At 42.5% G+C, this 21,269-nt stretch carries 19 protein-coding genes and 2 tRNA genes; 12 read left to right on the top strand and 9 right to left on the bottom strand.

Features of this window, described 5'->3' with window-relative positions:
- The coding region (locus tag ACVBDU_RS13205; protein WP_447180204.1) for an immunoglobulin domain-containing protein at positions 1-2,906 on the bottom strand (2,906 nt) is incomplete at its 3' end.
- A 744-nt stretch (positions 2,907-3,650) separates the two neighbouring features.
- On the opposite strand from ACVBDU_RS13205, the gene ACVBDU_RS13200 reads away from it, so the two are divergent.
- Positions 3,651-4,364 (top strand): LexA family transcriptional regulator, encoded by a 714-nt coding sequence (locus ACVBDU_RS13200; protein ID WP_447180203.1) that lies wholly within the window; start codon positions 3,651-3,653, stop codon positions 4,362-4,364.
- A gap of 497 nt (positions 4,365-4,861) precedes the next feature.
- Here ACVBDU_RS13200 and ACVBDU_RS13195 read toward each other — a convergent pair whose 3' ends face one another.
- Positions 4,862-4,996: a hypothetical protein gene (locus ACVBDU_RS13195; RefSeq protein WP_447180202.1), complete on the bottom strand. Its 135-nt coding sequence runs from the start codon at positions 4,994-4,996 to the stop codon at positions 4,862-4,864.
- A gap of 690 nt (positions 4,997-5,686) precedes the next feature.
- Here ACVBDU_RS13195 and ACVBDU_RS13190 point away from each other — a divergent pair.
- From ACVBDU_RS13190 to ACVBDU_RS13175, 4 genes are all read left to right on the top strand, one after another.
- Positions 5,687-6,472 carry a diadenylate cyclase gene (locus ACVBDU_RS13190; RefSeq protein ID WP_447180201.1) on the top strand — a complete coding sequence of 262 codons (786 nt, stop codon included), beginning with the start codon at positions 5,687-5,689 and terminating at the stop codon, positions 6,470-6,472.
- 97 nt (positions 6,473-6,569) lie between these two features.
- On the top strand, positions 6,570-7,370 hold the full coding sequence (gene truA, locus ACVBDU_RS13185; RefSeq protein ID WP_447180200.1) for a tRNA pseudouridine(38-40) synthase TruA: 801 nt from the start codon (positions 6,570-6,572) through the stop codon (positions 7,368-7,370).
- Positions 7,371-7,489: 119 nt separating this feature from the next.
- On the top strand, positions 7,490-9,259 hold the full coding sequence (locus ACVBDU_RS13180; RefSeq protein ID WP_447180199.1) for an ABC transporter ATP-binding protein: 1,770 nt from the start codon (positions 7,490-7,492) through the stop codon (positions 9,257-9,259).
- A gap of 140 nt (positions 9,260-9,399) precedes the next feature.
- A complete protein-coding gene (locus ACVBDU_RS13175) occupies positions 9,400-9,894 on the top strand; it encodes a metallophosphoesterase family protein (protein WP_447180198.1) in 495 nt (164 codons plus the stop codon).
- Between the two features lie 225 nt (positions 9,895-10,119).
- Here the strand turns inward: ACVBDU_RS13175 and ACVBDU_RS13170 are convergent, their stop codons facing one another.
- On the bottom strand, positions 10,120-10,530 hold the full coding sequence (locus tag ACVBDU_RS13170; protein ID WP_447180205.1) for a DUF4293 domain-containing protein: 411 nt from the start codon (positions 10,528-10,530) through the stop codon (positions 10,120-10,122).
- 218 nt (positions 10,531-10,748) lie between these two features.
- On the opposite strand from ACVBDU_RS13170, the gene rho reads away from it, so the two are divergent.
- From rho to ACVBDU_RS13135, 7 genes are all read left to right on the top strand, one after another.
- The gene (gene rho / locus ACVBDU_RS13165) at positions 10,749-12,467 is read left to right on the top strand and encodes a transcription termination factor Rho (protein ID WP_447180197.1); all 1,719 of its coding nucleotides are present in this window, start codon (positions 10,749-10,751) and stop codon (positions 12,465-12,467) included.
- Between the two features lie 113 nt (positions 12,468-12,580).
- Positions 12,581-13,138, top strand: a complete 558-nt coding sequence (locus ACVBDU_RS13160; protein ID WP_447180196.1) for a GNAT family N-acetyltransferase — start codon at positions 12,581-12,583, stop codon at positions 13,136-13,138.
- Between the two features lie 354 nt (positions 13,139-13,492).
- Positions 13,493-14,209 (top strand): response regulator transcription factor, encoded by a 717-nt coding sequence (locus ACVBDU_RS13155; protein ID WP_447180195.1) that lies wholly within the window; start codon positions 13,493-13,495, stop codon positions 14,207-14,209.
- Positions 14,193-15,557 carry a sensor histidine kinase gene (locus ACVBDU_RS13150; protein ID WP_447180194.1) on the top strand — a complete coding sequence of 455 codons (1,365 nt, stop codon included), beginning with the start codon at positions 14,193-14,195 and terminating at the stop codon, positions 15,555-15,557. The genes ACVBDU_RS13155 and ACVBDU_RS13150 overlap by 17 nt, the downstream gene beginning before the upstream one ends.
- 78 nt (positions 15,558-15,635) lie before the next feature.
- Entirely contained in the window at positions 15,636-16,115 is a 480-nt protein-coding gene (locus ACVBDU_RS13145) for a hypothetical protein (RefSeq protein WP_447180193.1), read from the top strand.
- An 8-nt stretch (positions 16,116-16,123) separates the two neighbouring features.
- Positions 16,124-16,633 carry a hypothetical protein gene (locus ACVBDU_RS13140; RefSeq protein WP_447180192.1) on the top strand — a complete coding sequence of 170 codons (510 nt, stop codon included), beginning with the start codon at positions 16,124-16,126 and terminating at the stop codon, positions 16,631-16,633.
- The gene (locus ACVBDU_RS13135; protein WP_447180191.1) at positions 16,614-17,381 is read left to right on the top strand and encodes a YoaK family protein; all 768 of its coding nucleotides are present in this window, start codon (positions 16,614-16,616) and stop codon (positions 17,379-17,381) included. The genes ACVBDU_RS13140 and ACVBDU_RS13135 overlap by 20 nt, the downstream gene beginning before the upstream one ends.
- A 492-nt stretch (positions 17,382-17,873) precedes the next feature.
- Here the strand turns inward: ACVBDU_RS13135 and rpsT are convergent, their stop codons facing one another.
- From rpsT to ACVBDU_RS13105, 6 genes are all read right to left on the bottom strand, one after another.
- A complete protein-coding gene (rpsT, locus tag ACVBDU_RS13130) occupies positions 17,874-18,128 on the bottom strand; it encodes a 30S ribosomal protein S20 (protein ID WP_447180190.1) in 255 nt (84 codons plus the stop codon).
- Positions 18,129-18,245: 117 nt separating this feature from the next.
- Positions 18,246-18,317 (bottom strand) — tRNA-Glu (locus ACVBDU_RS13125).
- A 109-nt stretch (positions 18,318-18,426) separates the two neighbouring features.
- Positions 18,427-18,498, bottom strand: a tRNA-Glu gene (locus ACVBDU_RS13120).
- A gap of 238 nt (positions 18,499-18,736) precedes the next feature.
- Positions 18,737-19,282 (bottom strand): chromate transporter, encoded by a 546-nt coding sequence (locus tag ACVBDU_RS13115; RefSeq protein ID WP_447180189.1) that lies wholly within the window; start codon positions 19,280-19,282, stop codon positions 18,737-18,739.
- A gap of 6 nt (positions 19,283-19,288) precedes the next feature.
- Entirely contained in the window at positions 19,289-19,816 is a 528-nt protein-coding gene (locus ACVBDU_RS13110; protein WP_447180188.1) for a chromate transporter, read from the bottom strand.
- 214 nt (positions 19,817-20,030) lie between these two features.
- Positions 20,031-21,269 (bottom strand): IS1380 family transposase (locus tag ACVBDU_RS13105; RefSeq protein ID WP_447178411.1); only part of this gene is annotated, 1,239 nt, incomplete at its 5' end.

Below are 21,269 nucleotides of genomic sequence, written 5' to 3'. Positions count from 1 at the left end.
AATGACAATTTTGTGATCTGTACGCCATCGTAATCGATAGGGGTTCCGTTTACCGAAGGGGTAAACACCACTTCGATCTGCTCCGGACCATTCAGTACGGATACCAGGTTTACCAGGGGAATAACATCCCCTACCAGAACACCATTACGAACTGCCTGGATACCAACAAGACCGAGTACTTCCAGAAGGCCGGCCTCTGTTCCCAGCTTGATATGCAAAGCATCTCCCGCTGCAGGTTTTACCGCACAATCCGCAAAACTCAATCTTTGATAGAATGCCCCTACTTTTAATATCGTAAAGGTAGAATGTGTGCTCGGGTCACCATCTACGGCGAGTTCCGGGTTTTGCACCCCGCCTATGGCCAGGTTATCCTGGCTACAGGCATAGACCCGTTCCCTGGCTCCTTCCGTCGGCGGGAAATTGATTCCTACCGTCACAGGATAACGTACCGGTTCGGTAAGGCCGTCACGGGTTATTTCTATATAATAGGTAGTATTAACATTTAATGCAGGAGTGGTATAACTCAATCCGGTTGCTATAGGTGTCCCTCCTTCGGCATCAGCAAACCACTCAATGTTGTCGCCGGGACTTACCGGTGTCAACTGCAGATTTGCAGCGGTTCCCGGTTCTACCAGGTTACCGGAAACTTCCGGCATACCATAGCGAAGCCTGGCGCCATGTATACGTATATTAGTTAATGCAGAGGCTATTGCCGCAAATTTTACCCTAACACGGTCAAAGTTTGCTCCTGCTTCAAAAGTTACTCTGTAACGATCTGTAGTTCCGGGAACCAGTTTTATATTGATAGGTTCTGACAGGGATATACCATCACCATTAGGAACAGTACCGTTAAAACTTTCCAGCGTCAGCCCGCCAAGCACAGAGAAGTCCACTAATCCGCCTCCTATTCCGAGCTCTACTTCCACAACATCTCCGTTCAAACCTCCGAACGGAAAAATAAGGTCTTGCCAAACACCTCCGGCAATACCAACAGTTGCATTAAGAGAAGCAAAGTTATCCGGATCGGCATCTATGGAGAAATCGGGATTGGCCACTTCACACAGGGCACATAATCCATCCTTGTCCCATTCCTGGCTCACGGCATGGAAAGGACTTAAAGGATCGGGGAATTCTCCCCCGGGAACATCCTGTGCCCTGTCCAGTTCATAGACATGTAGTCCTTCAAAAGCACTCGCCAGCCCGGCATCAAACGATACTTCTATACGGTTGAACGGTACGTTCACCGGGTAGATCAACTCGTAAACATCCGTCGTTCCCGGGAACAACGATAACTGGATCAGTTCCGGGTCTAAAGTCAACTCGCTGTTTGCATCGTTATTATTGTATGTTCGTATACGGATATTTTCTGACAATACCGAAGCATCGATCAATCCGCCTTCTTCTCTTTGTAGTAACACCCGTACGCCATCGCCTTCTACGGACAAGGTCGGGTATAAAGCGGTAATATGTACGCCTTCACTAAGCAGGGAAAGATTCGCTCTCAAATGAGCAAAAGTAGTATCGTCACCATCAAAGGCATTGGCTACATCTCTTACAAAATTGGTTGTACTGGCTATATCGCCTCCGGTTCCCCAAAGGACATCTACAGGACGGTTTACATCTACAGGACCGGTAGCCGGCTGGTAGAAATACCCTTCATAGATATGTAAAGGAGTCTGGAAGCTATCTAATGACAATTTCGTGATCTGTACGCCATCGTAATCGATAGGGGTTCCGTTTACCGAAGGGGTAAACACCACTTCGATCTGCTCCGGACCGTTCAATACGGATACCAGGTTTATCAAAGGCACTACATCACCAACCAGCACACCATTGCGAACGGCCTGGATACCAACAAATCCCAAAACCTCAAGCAATCCGGCTTCTGTACCCAGCTTGATATGCATAGCATCCCCGGCTGCGGGTTTTACCGCACAGTCCGTAAAGCTTAATCTTTGATAAAATGCACCTACTTTTAATATGGTAAAGGTAGAATGCGTGCTCGGGTCACCATCTACGGCGAGTTCCGGGTTTTGCACCCCGCCTATGGCCAGGTTATCCTGGCTACAGGCATAGACCCGTTCCCTGGCCCCTTCTGTAGGAGGGAAATTGATCCCTACCGTCACAGGATAACGTACCGGTTCGGTAAGGCCGTCACGGGTTATTTCTATATAATAGGTAGTATTAACATTTAATGCAGGAGTAGTGTAACTTAAACCTGTTGCGATAGGAGTTCCTCCCTCCGCTTGAGCAAACCACTCCACACTATCACCTGCACCTACAGGAGATAACTGCAGATTTGCAGAAGCCCCGGGCTCTGCAATGTTTCCGGATACTGCCGGTGCTCCGTAACGAAGCCTGGCACCATAAACACGGACATTGGTAAGCGCAGTAGCTATTGCCGCAAATTTTACCCGGACACGGTCGAAAGTAGCCCCGCCAATAAAGGTGACCACGTAACGGTCTGTAGTTCCGGGAACTAATTTTATATTAACAAGATCCGATAGGGATACCCCATCTCCATTGGGAGTGGCTCCGTTAAAACTTTCCAGGGTAAGGCCGCCGAGCACGGAGAAGTCCACAAGGCCTCCGCCAATGCCGATTTCCACTTCCACAGCGTCACCTTCCAATCCCCCAAAAGGAAAAGAAAGATCCTGCCAGACACCTCCTGCGATACCAAAGGAAGCATTAAGCGACGCGAAATTATCGGGGTCGGAATCCACAGAGAATTCCGGGTCGGCTACTTCACAAGCAAGACACGAAAGATCCTTATCCCATTCCTGATTATTGGCATGGAAAGGACTTTGCTGCGCAAAACCAAGGGTAGATTTTAACACAATCAAAGAGAAGGTAAAAAGAAAAAATAACACACTGACCTTACTCTTCTGAGTAGTTTTCTTGTACATAGAACAGGGTTTCAAGTTAAACTAGAATAAATACCTCTATCGAGAACACAATAACTATTAAACAATACTGTTTTCTGATTCGTTTACACGTTTGCGAAAACCGCATAGTGCAACAGAACGGACATATTTCCGACCTCCAGCATCTGACCATACGCTTTCCGCAATAACACCTTCCGGTCCTGCACCGGACAGGATGTTTCGGTTCGGATACATTTGAATTAAAAATGAGGGTAGATTATATTTTAAGGGAAGAACTAAACAGGAATAACAAAGACCTGAGCCATTCACACTTCGAGAATGCTCCTCTTTATTATTTTCTGACCAACAATTATAACGAAAGTAATTTTCCACCATAGTCTTTATTTAGTCCCGCCCGCCTTAACACTCCGTAAAAAACAGAGTTACAGACAAAAACAATTAACTCTTTTAAACATTTCTTACTAACCACTTACAAACAGAAGAACGATTTTTTAGACGTTTTCAACGATTTTTTTTCTCATCCTCCTCTTTTAACATGTTATTTGCAGTCACTTTGAACAATAATCAGCGGCAAAAGCAGTTATTTATATTACGAAAAGAGAATTTTTAGTACTAAAAACACCCGACATACCTAAACAACCGACAGAACCTTACCGTTACAAACAACTAAAACAACCAGCCTTTATTTAATTTTTTTGTAGAACCCACTCATTGAGAAGAGTATAGAAGCTGTATCTCAATATGAGTACAAAAAATCATAAACAAATGTTAAACACTTCCAAATATAGGTATCATTACGCGAATACGCAAGAAAAAAAATCACCTAATGCGAGTTTTATTTTAGATAAGCTAAAAAAACACTTACAAATCAAGACGAATATTGATCTTGCGAATATTCTGGATGTAAAACCCAACACCATTTCCACCTGGAAGAAAAGAAACAGCCTGGATTATGAACTTATAGTCTCAGTTTGTGAAACTTATGGCATTGATCTCAATGAAGTTTTTTATGATGACAATACCATCACAGAAGTAGAAAAAAATAACTACAACAAAAACATCAGTGTTGTAACCAGGGAGTACCAATACCAGTACGTACATCACCTAGGAGAAGATTCTTTCATAAACACTATCCCAAAATATAATTTCCCGTTTATAAGCGGAGACAATATGAGGGCATTCCAGGTTACAGGTAATATGATGTATCCTACTCTCGAAGATAATTCTATCGTAATTGCCAGACAATTAGATGTTTCCGAAACTATAATGGACAACAAAAATTATGTAATGATCAGTAAAATAAGGGGGATTTTCATAAACAGAGTCCGGACACTTTATGATTCTTCCGAAGAACTGCTTCTTATTAATGACAATAAAATGATTCCGCAGGAAATAAAAATTCACATGAATGAAATAGCGGAAATCTGGGAAGTAAAAGCAAAACTAAGTTACTCTTTTATAGAAGAACCGGTTATCTAAGCCCCTACCCGGGAACACGTTGGAGGAGCCCGGAATCCATAAATTCTCATTCCCGATGCCTACCTATCCGGAAGGCATCGGGTCAATATTCTTAATTAACTGTAAGACAATATATTTCACCCATCCGAACACAAAAAGTGATACGAGTAAACACATCCTGAGATTATTCGGACACCAATTTCCGAAACTCCGATGAAGGATTTTTCCTCTCCGCTCCATCCTTTCGTTCAAAATATACAACGGATTACTTATAGTAAAAAAGAATAGAACTATATCTACTCATAAAATAAATCTATTCGAGGTAGAAAAATGAAGTCACCACAGTAAAAATAAGCGCATTTTGAGATTCCTCGGCACCATGAGGTCTCAAGAACAAAAATAGTCGTTTAGAAGAGCTCTAATACTTTCTCCTATAAAATTACCTTTTTCTGTCACCCAAATATATTGTAGACACATCTAACGGCAATATTCAACATCCGACTCCATATAATTAATATTTATAATTGTTTCAATAAAAATAAATACCTGTTATACCCGTTGATTTTTCTTCTTCCATAAATTTGAATTACCGGCATTTCTCTTCTTCCGCAATCAACACCACCACACATTGCCAAAAAATACTTTAAAATCATTTATATTCGTTTTTCGGAAATATCACTTTTAAAATTATATTTTCCCACAAGCACTCACGCCCTGTCCATCCGGTTAAAAACCAAAAACGGATTATCCGACAAATAGTCCAAAATCTACTCTTGTCATGCACTAAACCCGGCTCTTTCAGTACATGACATTTTTTTATTTCAATTAACATCGTATGTATTACCACAAGGCAAAACGCATCTTGATCTTTGGTGTTCGGGTATATGGATGGATGTTGATAACTCGTACACTCGACGACAGGCATACTCGTATGACGAAATTAATTTTTGTCATGTACTAAACCCGGCTCTATAAAAATTCCACGGGTTATCCACTCTCCGAAGTACATTTGGCCAGGGCAAACACATTAAAAATTAAATTTCTGATTATCCATTCTGTTTAATATCGTTTTTTTGCTCTGTGTAACTCTGTGCTTCTCCGTGAAACCCTGCCTTTGCCGGCAGGCAGGTTTGTGTAATAGCTATAACGCAGAGATGCACAGAGGTTCACGGAGATGTTGAACTGCTTATTATTCTTTAGTCCGTTTGCCCTGTACATTTAGGGCGGCATCTCAAATAGCTTAAACATCATAAGCACAGCCCCTTAAAGTTCCCGAATTACTTATTACCGGAAATTACATCTCCCCGGTATTTTTTTGCTAAATTTACACTAAAAGCAGAACCTTGAAAATATTTGATTTTCTCGACTTTAAGATCATAGACATCATAGACATTGTACTCGTTGCCTTTTTGCTGTATTATATATACAAGCTGGTAAAGGGTACGGTTGCCGTTAATATATTTATTGGTTTTGGTATCATCTACCTCATATGGAGAATTACCAAAGAACTGCAAATGCACATGATGAGCAGTATTTTCGGCAGTTTTATGAGTGTTGGTTTTTTTGCACTTATAGTACTTTTCCAGCAGGAAATACGAAAGTTCCTTCTTACCATAGGCTCTACGAACCTTGCTAACCGAAAAAATATCAAAAAATATTTCAGGTTTTTCCGGGACGACAATTTTGATGTCAAGACCAATGTAGAAGCACTTGTCGCAGCCTGCGAAAAACTGGGAAGTTCTAAAACCGGCGGACTTCTGGTGATTGAACGCAATACTCCCCTGGATTTTGTCAAAAATACCGGGGACAGTATGTATATAAAGATAACTATCCCTATTATAGAAAGCATCTTTTACAAGAACAGTCCCCTCCACGACGGGGCAGCCATTATAGAAGGAAATTATATTGTTGCCACCCGGGTGGTTCTCCCCGTTTCCAACGAAAGAAGCATTCCGCTTCGTTTCGGACTCCGGCACCGGGCAGCCATAGGCATCACAGATAAAACAGACGCAGTGGTCCTGGTAATCAGCGAAGAAACCGGGCAGATCTCCTATATCAGAGACGGACAGTTCACTCTTTATAACACTACAGAAGAACTCATTAATATAATCAAAGAGGACCTTAGTTAATCTCCGCTTACCACGCCGCCGATAAGGCTCCGGAACAAAACCGAAAGCCGGTAACGGAATAACTTCTTATCTTTGTATCTTCAAAAAAGCACTTCCTTTGCGATACTTTATAGAATTGTCATATCACGGAAAGGGTTATCACGGATGGCAGCAACAACCCAATGCCATTACGGTACAGGAAACCATAGAAAAATCGCTTTCCTTATTGTTACGGGAACCGGTCAGTATTACCGGTGCCGGAAGAACAGATACCGGGGTGCATGCCAGGCAGATGTTTGCCCACTTTGACACGGATACCGGTATCTCTGCCGCTGAACTCGTGTACAAACTGAATTCCCTTTTGCCGGGAGACATTGCCATATATCGTATTTTCGAGGTAGAAAATGAAGCACATGCACGTTTTGACGCCACCTCCCGCACCTATGAATACTGGATAAATCCTTTAAAGGACCCGTTTCTGGCAGGACTGTCTTTCTACTACAGGCATCCCCTGGACCTGGAAAAAATGAACAGTGCAGCCGGAATATTACTTGGCCATAAAGACTTCCAGTGTTTTTCCAAATCAAAAACAGATGTCAAGACCTATTTCTGTACTATAGAAAGTGCCCTTTGGGAACGAAAGGAAGGCAAACTGGTATTTACCATAACTGCAGACCGGTTTCTCCGCAATATGGTAAGGGCCGTTGCAGGCACCCTGCTCCAGGTGGGACAGGGAAAATTACAGAAAGAAAACGTTAAAAAAATCTTAGAAAGTAAAAATAGAAGTGAAGCCGGGGCGTCAGTTCCGGCACATGGTTTATATTTAACAAAAATTCAATATCCCTACGTTAAGGAAAGGGAAAAAATATATCAAACTCCCGATCTTTCTAACCCGGACATTACGAACTCGTTTAAATGAGTTCTGTTATTGCGCTAAGGACGGACAAATGAAGTGCGTGAAATATTATCCGGGGATATGAAAAAAACTGGCAGCAGGAGAGCATTACTTTCTTTCCTGTCTTTAACTTGAAAAGAGCAATGAGCAATACTAAAGGATCAGCTTTCGATTTAAGTCTTTTCAAAAGACTTATGAAACATGCCCGTCAATACAGAACCACTTTTTACGGTGTGGCCTTTGCCGCCATCCTGGTATCACTGTTTGCCGTTGCCAGGCCTTACCTGCTTAAAATAACGGTAGACGACTATATAACGAATAAAGATCACGAAGGGCTCCTCCGGTTCATCATCCTCATGCTGGTTGTACTCATGGGTGGTGTTATAAGCCAGTTATCCTTTATTTATTACGCCAACTGGCTGGGACAATCTATCATAAAGGACATCAGGATACAGCTTTTCCGGCACATGCTCCGGTTTAAGATGAAGTATTACGACAACTCCTCCATAGGAATACTCGTAACTCGGGCCGTAAGCGATATGCAGCGTATCGGGGAGATCTTCAGCCAGGGCCTGTTTATGATTGTTAGTGATCTGCTCCAAATGGTGGTTGTCGCCACCGTAATGCTGCTTACAAGCTGGAAGCTTTCCCTTATCGTTTTTTCCGTCTTACCTGTTATACTATATGCTACCCGCCTGTTCCAAAAGGCCATGAAAATAGCATTCACCGACGTAAGAACACAGGTAGCGAATCTCAACTCTTTTGTCCAAGAACGCATTTCGGGAATGAAAATCGTGCAGTTGTATACCCGTGAGAACACGGAATACGAAAAATTTACGGAGATCAATCAAAAACACAAAAAGGCATGGCTTAAAACCGTGTGGTACAACTCCATCTTTTTTCCGATCGCGGAACTCGCTTCCTCGGTTACTATTGGACTTGTAGTATGGTATGGTGGGTTGCGGACCATTGCCGGTGACGACCTGGAGTTAGGGAGTATTTTCATGTTTATTGAAATGTCGCAAATGCTCTTCCGCCCGTTACGACAAATAGCAGACAAATTCAATACCCTGCAAATGGGAATGGTGGCCGCAAACCGTGTATATGGTATACTGGACACCAATAGTTCTATAGAAGACAAAGGCAGCGTTACGGCGGAAAATCTCCGGGGAGATATCCGTTTTGAGGATGTACATTTCGGCTATCTACAGGATGAAGAAGTTCTTCACGGGGTATCCTTTCACGTAAGCTCCGGACAAACGATCGCCATAGTAGGCGCTACCGGGGCAGGAAAATCCACTATTATAAACCTGCTGAACCGTTTCTATGAAATAAATTCCGGCGACATCCGTATTGATGATGTGAACATAAAAGACTACACCCTTAGTTCACTCAGGGGGCGTATAGCCGTCGTCCTGCAGGATGTTTTTCTTTTTGCCGATACTATTTTGCACAATATCACCCTGAAAAACCCTGAAATAACCGAAGAACAGGTACATAACGCCGCTAAAGAAATCGGAATTCACGACTTTATCATGACCCTCCCCGGCGGATATCACTACAATGTAAAGGAAAGAGGGACCATGTTATCGAGCGGACAGCGACAGCTTATTGCCTTTCTCCGCGCCTATGTCAGCAACCCCGACATCCTGGTACTGGACGAAGCCACTTCTTCCGTAGATTCCTATTCGGAAAAACTTATACAGAACGCCACCGAAAAAATCACGGAGAAAAGAACATCCATAGTAATAGCACATCGTTTGGCCACAATTAAAAAAGCCGACAAAATACTTGTCATGGATGCCGGTAAAGTGGTAGAATCCGGCACCCACCGGGAACTTCTCAAAAAAGATGGCGGTTACTACAAAAACCTTTACGAAGTGCAGTTCATGGCTGAGGAAGAAACAATATGAAGCTGGAAGTTGGAAGCTGGAAGTACGGAGTTGGAAGTATGAAGTTAGAAGTACGAAGTTGGAAGTGCGAAGTTGGAAATTGGGGGTGTGAAGGAGGTGGTTGGCTTTACACTTCTTTTTAATTCTCAAATGTTTACCAGATGACCAGGATATTACTTTTATCGGACACCCACAGTCATATAGACAATACTATCCTGAAATACGCCAGGGAAGCAGACGAGATATGGCATGCCGGGGACATCGGTAATCTCGCAGTTACCGATACGTTGCAAAAAACAGCTCCGCTCCGTGCTGTCCATGGCAATATTGACGATGCCGAAGCCAGAAAAGAATTCCCCGAAAACAATCGTTTTATGTGCGAAGATGTGGATGTCTGGATTACTCACATCGGGGGGTATCCCGGAAGGTACGACGGGAGAATCCGCGAAGAAATCCGTAAAAACCCACCCAAACTGTTTATCTGCGGACATTCACATATCCTCAAGGTTATATACGACAAGAAACTGGAGCTTCTGCATATGAACCCCGGCGCCGCCGGCAAGTATGGTTTTCACCAGGTACGTACCATGCTCCGTTTTCAAATAGACAAAGACCAGATCAAAGCACTGGAAATTGTAGAATTAGGGAAGAAATAGTGGAGTTAAAGCGCACAAAAGCCAAAAGGGAATTCTTCGCTTCGTTCCGAATGACACGTTCCCCTCTTTAACGATAGGAAAAGGTTCCGCCGGTTTCATTCGAAACCAGGTCACGGTTCGCGAGCCTTTCGGCTTCGCGCAGGATAAACAAAGCCGGGGAATAAAAAAACCCGCCTGCAAATACAGACGGGTTTTTAACGCACTAATACTACTAAGATTTCAGGTTTATCGCAACCGATCCACTGATTTTACGAGATCTTCATCCTTTTTGATAGCCTTATTGGCCAACACTAAAAAAACGATAGAAATTACAGGAATGAATATCCCAATACCCTTCTCTGAAATGTTACTTTCTCCGGATAAATTTAGCGACCGATACGCAAATACTCCTAGTAAAATTAAGTTTAATATCATATTCAACCTGTTTAACACAAATTGATTTTTTCTGTTCCTGAACGTCAGCACGGATATAAGGGCCAGTAATGCTATTACCATAAAAGACACTAACACCCATAAATCTTCTGTAGCATATACGGCATTACCCGGTACATCTTTCCACAAATATACTACAAAAGGCAGAACCGCACTCACTAAAAACACAATTAATAAATATATGCTCTGTATTCTCTGTAACATCTTTCTGCCAAAAATATGGACAAAAATAAGAGTTCTTTTTAAAAAATACATCCGGTTTATAAAAATAAATTTGTAATATTGCGGTATCCATTCGTAACCGACTCAAAACAAGGTTCGTTTGACTTCGATTTTTTTTCACTTTGATGCTCATCCCAAAACATACAAACAGGACTTAACAGAGCACTTCAAAAGAATTAATTAACTTATTTAACATTTCAATGTTTGACATTTCAGATTTAAAAGGAAAGAAATTAACTGAATTACAGGAAATTGCTAAAAACTTAAGCGTTCCTAAATTCAGAACACTTAAAAAGATGGACCTGATCTATCAGATTTTGGATGTACAGGCTGCAAACCCAAAGACTGTTACAGAACAAAAGACTTCTTCCCCCGCTTCCAATAGTGGAGAAAATAACCCCAAAGAGAGAAAAACACGCAGAACAAGAATAAAAAAGACTTCTCAGGAAACTCCCAAGGCCAAAGCGACGCCGGAAAAAGCTGATATTCCGCAAAAAACTAATACTCCGGAAAAAACTAACACTCCGGAAAACACTGTTATCCCGGAAAAAACCGAGATTAAAGAAAAGCCCTCTCCCGCACCCGCACCCCAGAAAAGCAAGATAGTTCAGACCGGGACAAAGAATCAACGGAACGACAAGCAGGAAGATACGGAGAACAATCAGGCAAAAGACAAGAAAAAGGAATACAATCCCAAAGGACAACAACACCAGAAAAAGGGAAATACCAACAGTCATTCTTCCTATAACAAAGAAAATTTTGACAAGGAAAAAAAGAACCGGTACAAAGATCCGGATTTCGAATTTGACGGTATCGTAGAAAGCGAAGGTGTCCTGGACATTATGCAGGACGGTTACGGTTTTCTTCGCTCATCCGATTACAACTACCTTTCTTCTCCCGATGATATATATGTTTCCCAGTCTCAAATACGATTGTTCGGATTAAAGACCGGCGACACCGTGCTCGGTACCATTCGTCCCCCGAAAGAAGGAGAAAAATATTTTCCGCTTATACGGGTAACCAAAATCAACGGGCTGGCGCCTCAGGTTGTCAGGGACCGTGTGTCCTTTGAACACCTCACCCCGCTTTTCCCGGATGAAAAATTTAAATTAGCGGAAAGGCAAAGCACCGTTTCTACACGCATCGTAGACCTCTTTTCTCCTATAGGTAAAGGACAAAGGGGAATGATCGTTTCCCAGCCGAAAACGGGTAAAACCATGTTGCTCAAAGATATTGCCAACGCCATAGCAGCCAATCACCCGGAAGTATACCTACTGGTATTGCTCATCGACGAACGTCCGGAAGAAGTTACGGACATGCAACGCAGCGTACACGGCGAAGTTGTAGCCTCTACTTTTGACGAACCCGCAGACAGGCACGTAAAGGTAGCCAACATCGTTCTTGAAAAAGCAAAAAGACTAGTAGAATGCGGTCACGATGTAGTGATCCTGCTGGATTCCATTACCCGTTTGGCCAGGGCATACAACACCGTACAGCCCGCCAGTGGAAAAGTGTTGAGTGGTGGTGTAGATGCCAACGCCCTGCACAAACCCAAACGCTTCTTCGGAGCCGCGCGAAATATAGAAGGCGGAGGATCTCTTTCCATAATCGCTACCGCGCTTACGGAAACCGGTTCTAAAATGGACGAGGTCATATTCGAGGAATTCAAAGGAACAGGTAACATGGAACTCCAACTGGATAGACGTATTGCCAACAGAAGGATATTCCCTGCCATAGACCTTATTTCTTCCAGCACAAGAAGAGACGACCTGTTACTGGACGAAAATACGATACAACGCATGTGGATCATGCGAAAATACCTGGCAGATATGAACCCGGTAGAAGCCATGGAATTCATGGACAGCCGTATAAAACGAACGGCAAACAACGAAGAGTTCCTGCTTACGATGAACCAGTAACAGGAATTCCGTTTCCCCGGAAAACCCATAAAATCCCAAAGGATAAAATAAGTGAATTTTAACCTTTGGGATTTTTTTTTCGAATATCTTTACTGTCTTTTAAATCACTCCGCATGATACAATATGACCTGGCAAAATCCGAAGCGGACCTGGAAGGTATCCTGAAGCTGCAGAAGAAAAACTTCATAGAATCCGTTTCTCCCGAAGAAGCTGCAAGTCAGGGTTTTGTTACGGTACGCCATACCCGGAACATATTACACCGCATGAATACGGAAACAGCAAGCATAATAGCCCGGGACGGAAATAAAGTAATCGGCTACTGCCTTGCCATGACAAAAAAGTTCAAAGAGGATATTCCCGTTCTCATCCCCATGTTCAACACCATAGACAAGCTGTCGTACAACAAAAAAGCGCTCAAAGAGACAGATTACATCGTTTCCGGGCAGGTGTGTGTTGACAAAGCTTATCGCGGACAGGGCGTATTTGACCACCTCTACGAGCAATACCGGGAGGCCTACAAAGGTTCCTACCCGTATATCCTAACAGAAATACTGGCCGTAAATCACAGATCGATAAAGGCGCATCAGAGGATAGGTTTTCACCATCTTCACCGCTATTCCACTTCCGACAATACGGAATGGGATATTGTTATCTGGGATTGGAACAGCTGAAAAAAATAAGGTTTCGGGCAAGGGGGCATTATATACGAGAGGGGCGGTAAGAGTGTTACAGTTCGGGATTGAGGACTTGGAGGGATTATTTTTTTGTTACAAGTTCCAGGTTGCAGGTTACAGCCAAAACAAAGGTGGCTGAGTGACAGCCGCAGGCTGTTGTACCGAAGCCACCGGGGTTCGAGGTTGTAATTATAGTTTTTTTAATATGTTTGCCCTGAAGAGTTGCCCTGACAAATTTTAATTTAACCGGGAATCGCTTATTTTTATAACCGGAAACGCTTTCGTATGTGCTCCCGGACAGGTTATCAAAAACTCCTGCACCTTACACGTCCTCATATAAAAAAGAAGATAATGCCTCGTGGAAAAAAAATACTACTTGTAGAAGACGACAGTAAAGTTTGCTCCTTTATCAATCGCGGGTTGACCGAAGAAGGATGTGAAATGACCGTTGCCATGACGGGTAAACAGGGATTGGAATGGGCACAATCTGCCACATTCGACCTGTTGATCCTGGACATTATGCTTCCGGATATCAACGGTCTTGATATCTGTAAAGCCATAAGAGAGAACAACCAACGTATTCCCATATTATTTTTAACCGCACTGGGAAGCGCCGAAAACATAGCTCTCGGGCTTGATAGCGGAGCGGATGATTACCTGGTAAAACCCTTCAAGTTCATTGAATTGGTAGCCCGGATAAAAAGCCTGCTAAGGCGCTCCGAAAACCACGAAAACAGGTTTGTAAAAGAAGAGGCCATGTACCGGTTTGCCGGCCTGCTGGTCAACGACACCACCAAAACAGTGACCCGGAACAATGAAGACATCAATCTCACTTCTACCGAATACAGGCTGTTGCTCATGTTCCTGAAAAACCCTTTCCGGGTGCTTTCACGCACGGAAATACTGGAACATGTCTGGGGCGTTAATTTCGATATAGGCACGAATGTAGTGGACGTATATGTAAATTACCTCAGGAAAAAACTGGAAAAAAATAACAGATCGCGTCTTATCCACACCATCATAGGTATGGGATACGTATTAAAAGAAAACGATGAATACACGAAATAAAATCATACTGTCCCTTACGGTACTGACACTGGGTTATATTTTAATTTTCAGCGGATTCATCTATTTCTCGATTGAAAACTACTCCTATATCGATTTTTATAAAAGACTGGAGATAAGAGCCATCACCGCGGCAAAAATAGAACTGGAACACCAGCAGGACAGTGATGTACTAAGGGAAATACGCCAGGAATTCCTGGAAAAACTACCTAATGAGAAAATAAATATCGCGGACATTTCGGGTGTAGAACCTCAGGCTAAAGCCAAAAAACTCAGCGTGCCCCTGCATTTCATTGAGGAAGTACTCCGCAACGGGAAAGGTTTTTACAACCGCGACAACACTTACTTTTCCGGTATACGATACCAAACGCACGGCAAGGATTACCTGGTAGTAGTGTCTGCCCAAAACTATTACAGCACACACCACAATGCCTACCTCAAAAACCTGCTGATCATAGCCCTGCTTATTTCCATACTCATCATTGCTTCTTTTGCCTACCTGTTTTCCAAACTGATATTCCGCCCTGTACAGAACATTATTGAAAAAATGCGTGAAATCAGTACGGAAAATATGCACCTGCGGCTGGAAGTCCCCAAAAACAACGAAGAGCTCAAAAGTCTCACTCTCACCTTTAATGATATGCTCAACCGGCTGGAAACCTCCTTCGAAACCCAGAAGAACTTTATCAGTAACGCCTCCCACGAATTAAATACCCCGCTCACCTCTATTATAGGCGAAGCAGATGTTACCCTGGCCAAAGAACGCAGCGCGGAAGAATACCGCAACGCCCTTACCAACATCCTGGAAGACGCCGAAAAACTAAGTAAAAAAACCGAAGCGTTACTACTCCTCGCCCAAACCGGTTTTAACGGCAAAGTGCAGAAGTTTGAACTCGTCCGTATTGATCAGCTCATCATGGATGCCGAACAAACCATCCAAAAGATATACCCCAACTGCCAGATCCATATCGACTTCGACCTGCTACCTGAAACTTCGGAAAAACTCAACATAAGAGGAAACAAACAATTACTGCACCTGGCTGTTTCCAATATACTGATGAACGCTTGCAAATACTCGGACAATAAAGACGTTAAAGTAGCCCTGGGGGTTTCCAACGACCACGTTGTCATTATCATCAAGGACCAGGGTATCGGTATCCCGGAACAGGAAATGCAATACATCTATGACCCCTTTTTCAGGGCCTCAAATACCGGAAATTATCACGGTTACGGTATAGGACTTCCACTGGCCAGAAATGTTGTTGAAATGCACGATGGCCTCCTTTCTGTCTTCTCTACCGAAAACGTAGGTACAACTGTGGAGATAAAACTTCCCGTACACAAATTTTAATCTGATTTTAATTTGGTTCTAAGACCGTTCTAAAACGGTACACATAGCTTTGCTGAGTAATGTAAAAAAAGTATTGCTATGAAAAACATTCTGGTACCTACCGATTTCACCGTGGATTCCCTTATCCTTTTAAAAAAGGCCATAGAAAATGAAAATGAAAAACTGAATTTCATACTCGTTTACGGGAAATCTCTTCCGAACTCCATATCCGAACTGGTATTTTTTTCCAAGGGTAAACTCATTTCTTCCCTGGAAAGCAAAAGTTTTATCGAAGCCAAGGGAATATTAAAGAACCGGTATTTTTCCAGAATAAACACCTTACGTACGGACATTTTCTACGGAAGGAACCAAAATGCCTTTGAAAACTTCCTGCAGGGAAACAACATAAACAAGGCATACATTCCGGAGGATTCGAAATCTCTGCACCCTTCGCTGAAAAAAGGATTTGACCTTCTTCCTTATTTAAAAAAGTCCGGGCTGGAATTAACAGAAGTTTCTTATAGTAATCACACCCCTATTACCGTAGAAGAAACTCTGGCCAAGTTATTAATCCCATAAAAACTGCTATGAAAAAGAAAAAAAAATATAACCCAAAAGTTAGGCTTGTATACTTCCTCGGTTTCGGAGGATGCCTGGCCCTGTTTATCCTCTTGTCCGCACTATCACCGGCGCCGGACACCGTTATCTTAGGCAAATGGCAGGAGGTGTCCTGGGAATATGAAAAACTTCCGGACGCAAAAGAAACTTCTATAAGTAAAGCTATCAGTAATACGGTAAAAAATGAGATTACCAGGGATCTCGTAATTCACCAGGCAGAAACCTGGGAATTTCTCCCGGACGGCAAACTCCTTCTCTACAGTGGAGAAAAGTTAACACCGTTACACTGGAGACTAAAGTCCAGAGGAAACATCCTTAAACTGGATCATGAAAAAGCTTTGCCTGAACACTATAACCTTCAGGTGCTAAGTGAAAACGAAATGATATTGTATTTCAATACCGATTTGCAAGCCAAGGGAATTGCAAAGATGAAATTCAAAAAAATCGATCAGGAAAACTATGCTCAGAAAATTCAATAATAGCAGAACTATAAAAGAAAATATTCAGTTAGGCTCATTGACTGCCTTTTCGGCCGGTATGGTAAACGTGACATCGGTTATCATATTTTTTGCGTTTACTTCAAACGTAACCGGGCACTACGCCATTCTGGCCGAAGAAATATCCAAAGGGAACTGGTACCAGGCAGCAGTGGTTTTCGGATGGATATTCATGTTCTTCGCAGGTAACTTCTGCTCTAATCTCATTATTGTCAATTTCAATCAGAAAAACACTTATGCGGCGCACTCAGCACCTTTGATCATAGAGATCACATGTTTACTGGCCGTCGGTACTTACGGACAGTTCTTCTACAAGGAGACACTTAACGAGACCGAAATCCTCGTGGCGCTCATGCTATTCGCTATGGGTATCCAGAACGGTCTGACCGCCAGCATATCCAATTTTTCGGTTAAAACAACACACCTCACCGGTCTTACCACAGACCTGGGGCTACTGACATCCATGTTCACCAAAAAGGAATATCGCCAGAACAAAAGCTTACAGGAAAGGGCTCGCGTACTCTTCGCTATCGCCACCTCGTATCTCTCCGGGGGTATTTTTGCCGGTATCGTATACCAGCAAATAGGCTTTATGGTTTTCTATATTGCTTCCCTGGTAATCTGTGTTATTATCGGTTATGAATATTACAATATAAAGATCAGGAAGATGGTATGGAATAAGAGGAAGAAAAGTCAGAGATACAAAACACCTGCTATGTCCAGGTCGTAGATTCCGCTAAATCTACAAACAAAGGGCCGTCTTAAAAGTATTTAAGGCGGTCTTTTTAGTTTGTGAGTTGGTCGGTTAGTTTTAGCGTGGGATTAGCGGACCATAAAAAGTTATTACACAGAGACGCGCAAAGAAAACGCGGAGGTACGCGGAATATGTACAGCCCCAGAAACATCTTTTACCCGAAACACGCATATACCCGGGATGTAATCAGGGTAAACGCATCATATAAGGAGAAGACAGATGAGGGGGATAAAAGACCGGGAGACAAAGTGACAAGGGGACGAGGAGCGTTGATTTATAGTGATTTGTTGTTATTGATGAAGACTGAAGATATTGAGTGCTAAGTTTGGGAGTCTTGGAGTTGGGGAGTCTTGGAGTTGGGAATGAATGAACAACTCAGAACTCAGAACTAACAACTAATAAACTTGCGTCAAAAAAAAAGACCGCCTTCACAAGCAGTCTTTTTCTCTTATATATTTTGTTTTTGACTTATGCCAAAGTAGCTATATGCTTTGCCAGTTGAGATTTCAAATTAGCCGCTTTATTAGCATGAATAATATTCTTCTTGGCCAATTTGTCAATCATAGACGCTACAGAAGGGAACAGGGTTTCAGCTTCCTTTTTATCTTCCGTACCACGCAGCTTTTTAATAGCGTTACGCGTAGTCTTGTGCTGATACCTGTTTCTCAGGCGAACTGCTTCATTCCTTCTTATTCTCTTTAATGCTGACTTATGATTTGCCATTTTGTATTTCCTTAGCTGTTAAATCTAAATATAATTAAAACCTTTGATCCCGGGAATTATTCTTATATCTCCTTCCGGGCAACGCTTGCGACCTGAAACCGCACATATTCAATTTCGTAGTCCGTAGGGGAATCGAACCCCTGTTACCAGGATGAAAACCTGGCGTCCTAACCCCTAGACGAACGGACCGAGTTTAAACAATGAATCTTTACTACAGTAAAACATTCGCAAAGATAATAAAATGTTATTACCCGCACCCATGCTTTCCGTTGTAATTATTCACTCTTCAAAGAACTTGTAGTCCGTAGGGGAATCGAACCCCTGTTACCAGGATGAAAACCTGGCGTCCTAACCCCTAGACGAACGGACCATTTTTTATTTCAAATTGCGGATGCAAAAATACAACTATTTTTAAACGATGCAATACCTAGGACATTTTTTTTGTTTCAATTTTAAAAAAAATCCCCCTGACTCCTGTTTTCAGGCTCCGGACACAGGTTTTCTCCCGCTAAATTCAGTATAAAACCCTGGCGACAATTTGCCGGTTCCTTCGACTACAACGGAGGGAAGTATTCCGGAAATATCTTCTTTATCCCCGAAAGCAGTTGTTATAAGATAACCATCCCTGTTATACAGGATAAAATGATGAGAAAAACAGGATTCATCTTTTTAAACCTGTATTGGATAACAGCTATTAAAAGCCCTATAACAACAGCTTTCCACCGAATGGAAATAAAATCTTCCCCGAAGAACGTATTTTCGCCAATTTGTATCCCGGCAAACAAAATAAGGGCAATGGTTACCGGTTTAAGTGTTTTAAAAACGGCCTCTTTGACCGGATGTTGTTTTATCTTTGCAAGAAACGTGGAAAGCAAAAGCATTATAATCACCGAAGGAGCTGCAAGTGCAGTTGTAGCTATAATACCTCCCGTTACTCCCGCTACATCGTTACCTACATAGGTAGCGGAATTCATTGCTATAGCTCCGGGGGTCATCTGAGCAAGAGACAATACATCCATAAACTGATCGCTGGTCATCCAGTTGTGTTTTTCGAACTCCACGATGAACAACGGAACCATTGTTAACCCTCCGCCGAAACTGAACAGCCCGATCTTAAAAAACACCCATATTAATAACAATATATCCTCGATCACCGCCAGTTAAATTTTATATTTTAAACGAAACCATTTCCATACCAGGAAACCTGAAAATCCTCCGGCAACGATGATAAGAATAGGATGAACACCGCAGAACAAAGCCAGCAAAGCCAATAAAAAAACCACGAAAGAAACGCTCCCTTTCATCCCGGACCTCATCAGGGTATAAACAGACCTGCATATCATAACCACCAGGCAGGCCCTTATCCCGGTAAAAGCTTTCTGCACCATTTCACTTTCAAAATATCCTCCTACCACATAATACAAAACGGTGATGATAAGAAGAGACGGGACAATAATCCCGAAAGAAGCCACTATACCTCCCGGTGTTTTCCCTTTGGCATTACCAATATATGTTGCGGCATTAATAGCTATGGTACCCGGGGTCATCTGGGAAAAGGATATGATCTCCAGGAGTTCATCACTCGTAATCCATCCCTTTTTACGGATCAGTTCCTGCTCCAGCAAAGGAATCATAGCATAACCTCCGCCAAACATAAAGAAACCTATCTTCAAAAAGGAAGCAAACAACTGAAAGTGAATATTTCCCGAAACCCCCTAAAATCCGCATGTCTATAGTAAATCATTACCCCCCGTTTTGATTTTGGTGCTTTAAGGATTAAACGTTGCTTTTTTTGTAGGTTTCCGATATCTTTTTAAATGTTGGGGCATACTTCCCCTGTTAAAGTTTTTATACTTTCTCTGTGGAGGTCATTATTTTACGGAGCGTTTTTGTTTTTGCCAGCTAAGTTTTTAAGGGCATATTTCCATAAACCCTGAGGGATACTTGTCTGGAACGTTTTATCCATTTTGATGGCAGGAGGATAAACCTAAAAAGGAATTTTTTAACACGATAGCAAGGCTTTAGTGTTTTGTATTTGGAGGAAAAGCATTCCATGATATGATGGTAAAGGTTGCGGCAGATTGCTGTTAAATATAAAAAAACGGTATTCTTGCCCAAGGCGGAGAAAGGCATCCCGTCCCACCCGAAATCGTTCTTGAGGATATCAAACTGACGCTCCATGTTCCCCCTGTGATTGTAGAGCCGAACCAGTTCGGTGATATGGAGTTCAAGGTTATTGGTGAGTATGGCGCGGTATTGATAAGCATCCCCGGTAAAAGCATCGGTTTGTTTTGTAGGTTTGAACGACCGCTTGACCACCAGTCTGTATTGGACAGGTTTTTCCCCGGCCTTTTTGGCCTGTTGTTCGAATGGGGTCACTAAAACCTGTCCAATTTCCATAACGTTATTATTGGCATCCGATATGGTGTCCCAACTTTCTACTTTTTTGAAATATTTTTCCACATAACTGTTTTTACAGCCAATGTAAAAGTACCTTACCTTTTGTTGCACTAATTTCACAACATCATATTGATAGGAAGCAGCATCGGCCCTGAAGTGGTCAATTTTACGGTCTATATTAGCTTCCAACAAATGGAACAGGCGAGATAATGTATCCCACTGAAAGGACTTTGCGTCACTGTTCCCGTTCCTGTTTTCTATGTAAAGGACCTGGTTCTCATTAATGGTGCAGACCCCGGGTTGATACCCCGGGGCACGCTTATAGGTCATTTTACTATCCTTTTTTTTATTGAAAATGATGGTATTGTCATAATCCACCAGGAGTTCCTTTTGTTTAAAAACACCCAAATGTTTCAATACCTCCATGTTCAATTGCCCCAAGACCGAGTGGGTGCTGTATGTGTGAAGTACAGAACCTCTTTTGGTCTTACATTGGGCAGTGGGTTCGGATAAATTACCTATACGCCGTAGCATCGTGTCGGAACTAGGCATATTCAGGTAAGGATTGCCTTTGAAATGATGTTTAAGATGGGTTTGAAGATCCTCGATACAGTCGCCACCACATAAGTAAATGCTTAGCAATGAATACAAGACATCGCTCCAGGAATATTTGGATTGGGGCGCAAGCTCTGGCAGGTTATTATCCAATAATTTACCTATACCGGATGCCGAGAGATACTC

The organism is Sinomicrobium endophyticum, from assembly GCF_052983315.1.
This window is presented reverse-complemented; position numbering and strand designations above follow the sequence as displayed.

Excerpts from the sequence above, each read along its gene's own strand:
- ACVBDU_RS13135 (WP_447180191.1), top strand. The coding sequence starts at position 16,614 with ATGCTCAGAAAATTCAATAATAGCAGAACTATAAAAGAAAATATTCAG.
- ACVBDU_RS13200 (WP_447180203.1), top strand. The coding sequence starts at position 3,651 with ATGTTAAACACTTCCAAATATAGGTATCATTACGCGAATACGCAAGAA.
- ACVBDU_RS13180 (WP_447180199.1), top strand. The coding sequence starts at position 7,490 with ATGAGCAATACTAAAGGATCAGCTTTCGATTTAAGTCTTTTCAAAAGA.
- ACVBDU_RS13170 (WP_447180205.1), bottom strand. The coding sequence starts at position 10,530 with ATGTTACAGAGAATACAGAGCATATATTTATTAATTGTGTTTTTAGTG.
- ACVBDU_RS13145 (WP_447180193.1), top strand. The coding sequence starts at position 15,636 with ATGAAAAACATTCTGGTACCTACCGATTTCACCGTGGATTCCCTTATC.
- ACVBDU_RS13150 (WP_447180194.1), top strand. The coding sequence starts at position 14,193 with ATGAATACACGAAATAAAATCATACTGTCCCTTACGGTACTGACACTG.
- ACVBDU_RS13195 (WP_447180202.1), bottom strand. The coding sequence starts at position 4,996 with ATGATTTTAAAGTATTTTTTGGCAATGTGTGGTGGTGTTGATTGCGGA.
- ACVBDU_RS13155 (WP_447180195.1), top strand. The coding sequence starts at position 13,493 with ATGCCTCGTGGAAAAAAAATACTACTTGTAGAAGACGACAGTAAAGTT.
- rho (WP_447180197.1), top strand. The coding sequence starts at position 10,749 with ATGTTTGACATTTCAGATTTAAAAGGAAAGAAATTAACTGAATTACAG.
- ACVBDU_RS13175 (WP_447180198.1), top strand. The coding sequence starts at position 9,400 with ATGACCAGGATATTACTTTTATCGGACACCCACAGTCATATAGACAAT.
- ACVBDU_RS13160 (WP_447180196.1), top strand. The coding sequence starts at position 12,581 with ATGATACAATATGACCTGGCAAAATCCGAAGCGGACCTGGAAGGTATC.
- ACVBDU_RS13140 (WP_447180192.1), top strand. The coding sequence starts at position 16,124 with ATGAAAAAGAAAAAAAAATATAACCCAAAAGTTAGGCTTGTATACTTC.
- rpsT (WP_447180190.1), bottom strand. The coding sequence starts at position 18,128 with ATGGCAAATCATAAGTCAGCATTAAAGAGAATAAGAAGGAATGAAGCA.